The sequence below is a fragment of the Sporomusa sp. genome (assembly GCF_035561255.1).
GTDB lineage: Bacteria > Bacillota > Negativicutes > Sporomusales > Sporomusaceae > Sporomusa.
In genome coordinates this window covers 1-2,930 of record NZ_DATMXX010000393.1, presented here as the reverse complement: position 1 = coordinate 2,930, position 2,930 = coordinate 1, and the positions used below count along the sequence as shown (strand labels likewise).

Sequence of the window (2,930 nt, the reverse complement as noted above, 5' to 3'; positions counted from 1 at the left end):
ATAATGCTCAATTCAGTCTAGCCGTTGAAAGTTTTTTGAAATGCACTAAGTTGCCCAGGGGAAAAATAGAAGGGATTAACACTTATTTACCTTATTATAATGTGGGGGTTATACATGAGGTAATTGGATTTAAAGAACAAGCGATTACCTATTATAAGCTGTGTGGGGAGTACGAGCCTGCATTAATAAGATGTAAAACTATTGGCCATTAAACTTGATATTACTGCAAGAAAAATAAATCAGGCATGGAAGCGAGGAATGATTTCTGGCTTCCATGCCTGATTTATTTGGAAGGATTCTAATTGTCGCCATTTACTTTATAGAAAACAGCATAGTTCTTAACTGGTAAGATTCTGTTATTCACCGTCTAAAACTTTGATTGTCTGATACACCTTCCAGTAATAAGGGAACTGTTCAAGCCTGACCATGACAAAAAACTAGTGCCTGCCAGCTTGCCCTGGCAGGCACTAGTTTTTTCTATAATGCTCGGCGTAACCGTTTAATATCTTCCCCATGTTCGGCGCTTCTATGAAGCAGAAAATTAATGCTGTCTGACGTCCGGTCCAGATGTTCGGTTACCTTTTCATCAAGCTGATTGACTTTGCCTTCCAACTTAGCCAGCGTATGACCTAGCCCATGTACCTGGGCATTGATTTCTTCTGTCCAGTTTTTCAATCCCTTGGTCATATCTACGTTTTCTTTCAGTGTAATAGCCATGCCATCCACTTTGTCTTCCAGCTTGTCCAGTCTGGCAGAAAGCCTTTCTTGTCCATCAAATAGTTGTTTCTGCCCCAGAGATAGCTTTTCTTGCCCCTCGAATAATTGTTTCTGCCCTTCAAAAAGCTGTTTCTGTCCATCAATCAGCTGTTGCAGCAGTTTCTCCACCCCAATAGTCCCCCCCTCATCTATATAGCACGTTATTTTGCTTTATTATAACATAAATCGTCATACAATCACATAAGTAACCATTCGGTGCGCCTGATTCGGTTGTAGAGAGAAGGGGCAGTCTCAGATGACTAAACAGCAAGTAAGCGCCGGTGAGACTGCTTCAAGGCTATTACCAGCATTTACTATGCCCCTTGATGCTGGTTTTAAGGCTATTTGAGTGATTTTCTGTAAATTATAACCATATTTTCAAACCATCTGAAAATATATGCTTGCTTTTTTGGGATGTGAAACCTATAATTTAGTATAAGAACCAATTTGCTTAGGTCTGTGGTTGAAAGTCGATGCCAGTCGCAGGCGAAACGACCCACGTAAGGAGCCCAAAGCGGCTTTGAGCATGGTGCGGCTTAGAGGTAAGCCCTGCCGGTCCCAGTAACAGACAGGTAAAGTTTGACCGAGAGGAACTGTAGTGAGGGGTTAAATCCTATTAGCGAAATTCCCAGCAGGCGGGTGTGGGGTCAAAGACCAGGTCGGCTAAGCAGTGGTTTTTAAATTCATAAGGTGAGGGGATTTCGTTAATGGCTTTTCAGGACAGAACTCTTAAGTGCAAGGACTGTGGAACAGATTTTGTTTTCACAGCAGGGGAGCAGGAGTTTTACGCAGAAAAAGGTTTTGAAAACGAACCTGCCCGTTGTCGGGAATGTAGGGGTAACAGAAGACGTAGCCGTGATGGTGGCGAAGCTCAGACAACCCAACGGGAGATGCATGAAGCAGTATGTGCCGAATGCGGTGTAACAACTCAAGTTCCATTTAAACCTCGCAATGATCGTCCTATTTATTGCCGTGACTGCTTTATCGCCAAAAAAGAGCAATAGTACATATAGAATATATTGCGCCAAACAATGCCCGGAATTTAGTATTCCGGGCTTTTAGTTTTGCGAAAAAGGACGCTTATAGTGGACATTGTGGACAAATGTGCTTTAATTATGAACTGAAATGCGTTTGTATATGTATACATGTTTAAAATGCTTGTCTAAATATACATAGAATCGTATAATCATTATAGATCTTTTAACAATTTATAAGGGGGTTACATACGTGTCTAAAAAACTGATTGCCTGGTCTGTTCTTGCTATGTTTGTACTGGTGTTTGGACTTGCCGGCTGTGGTCAATCATCCAAACCTGCTGAACAGCCTCAGGCCAAGGTGCTCAAGGTTGGCTCTGATACCGCGTTTGCTCCGTTTGAGTTCCAGGATGAAAAATCGAAAGATTATGTTGGCTTTGACATGGATCTGATCAAAGCTATCGGCAAACAAATGGGGATGGAGGTCCAGGTACAAAGTATGAACTTTGACGGGCTTATTCCTGCACTGGAAGCCGGTAACATTGATGCCACTATTTCAGCCATGACCATTACCGATGAGCGGGCTAAGAAGGTTAATTTCACCAAGCCATATTACAAATCCGGTCTTTCTATGGTGGTAAAGTCTGACAATAATACGTTGAAATCCTTTAAAGATCTTGAAGGCAAGCGCATTGCCGTACAAATTGGCACAACCGGTGCTGATGAAGCCAAAAAGATTAAAGATGCCAAGATCCGTGAGTTTAACACTGCCCCTGAAGCCTTTATGGAACTTAAGGCCGGTGGTGTGGACGCTGTTGTCAATGACCTGCCTGTTAACGAATATTATATCGCCCAGGCCGGTGGTAAGGATGCTAAAACTGTAGGCGATCCGCTTACTTCAGAAGATTATGGTATTGCAACCTCCAAGAAAAGCACTGAGTTAGCCGATAAACTCAATAAAGCGCTGGATGAACTTAAGAAAAACGGCGAGTATGAAAAAATCTACGTGAAATGGTTTGGCAAGAAACCTCCCCAGTAGCAGCTGGATATTGCAACGGCGCGATGTTTCGCGCCGTTTTTTATGTCTAAAAAACTTATTGACACTCACTGCCTGTCCGCATATAATTGTCATGTGATTTTATGCAACCTTATACATTTTAATTAAGGGTGAGGAATTTGAATTTTGATTTTGATTTAATT

General features: G+C 42.0%; 4 protein-coding genes. 3 read left to right on the top strand and 1 reads right to left on the bottom strand.

Features of this window, described 5'->3' with window-relative positions; all coding sequences use genetic code 11:
• On the top strand, positions 1-212 hold a 212-nt coding region (locus VN379_RS22385; RefSeq protein WP_325538016.1), incomplete at its 5' end, for a hypothetical protein.
• 265 nt (positions 213-477) lie between these two features.
• Here the strand turns inward: VN379_RS22385 and VN379_RS22380 are convergent.
• Positions 478-885, bottom strand: coding sequence for a hypothetical protein (locus tag VN379_RS22380; protein ID WP_325538014.1), 408 nt, complete (start codon positions 883-885; stop codon positions 478-480).
• Between the two features lie 578 nt (positions 886-1,463).
• Between VN379_RS22380 and VN379_RS22375 the strand changes: the two genes are divergently transcribed.
• Entirely contained in the window at positions 1,464-1,760 is a 297-nt protein-coding gene (locus VN379_RS22375) for a zinc-ribbon domain containing protein (RefSeq protein WP_325538012.1), read from the top strand.
• A gap of 223 nt (positions 1,761-1,983) precedes the next feature.
• Positions 1,984-2,769 carry a basic amino acid ABC transporter substrate-binding protein gene (locus tag VN379_RS22370; protein WP_325538010.1) on the top strand — a complete coding sequence of 262 codons (786 nt, stop codon included), beginning with the start codon at positions 1,984-1,986 and terminating at the stop codon, positions 2,767-2,769.
• The last annotated feature ends 161 nt before the right edge of the window (positions 2,770-2,930 follow it).

Bases quoted from the DNA above. Each gene is read 5' to 3' on its own strand.
- VN379_RS22375 (WP_325538012.1), top strand. From the start codon at position 1,464: ATGGCTTTTCAGGACAGAACTCTTAAGTGCAAGGACTGTGGAACAGAT.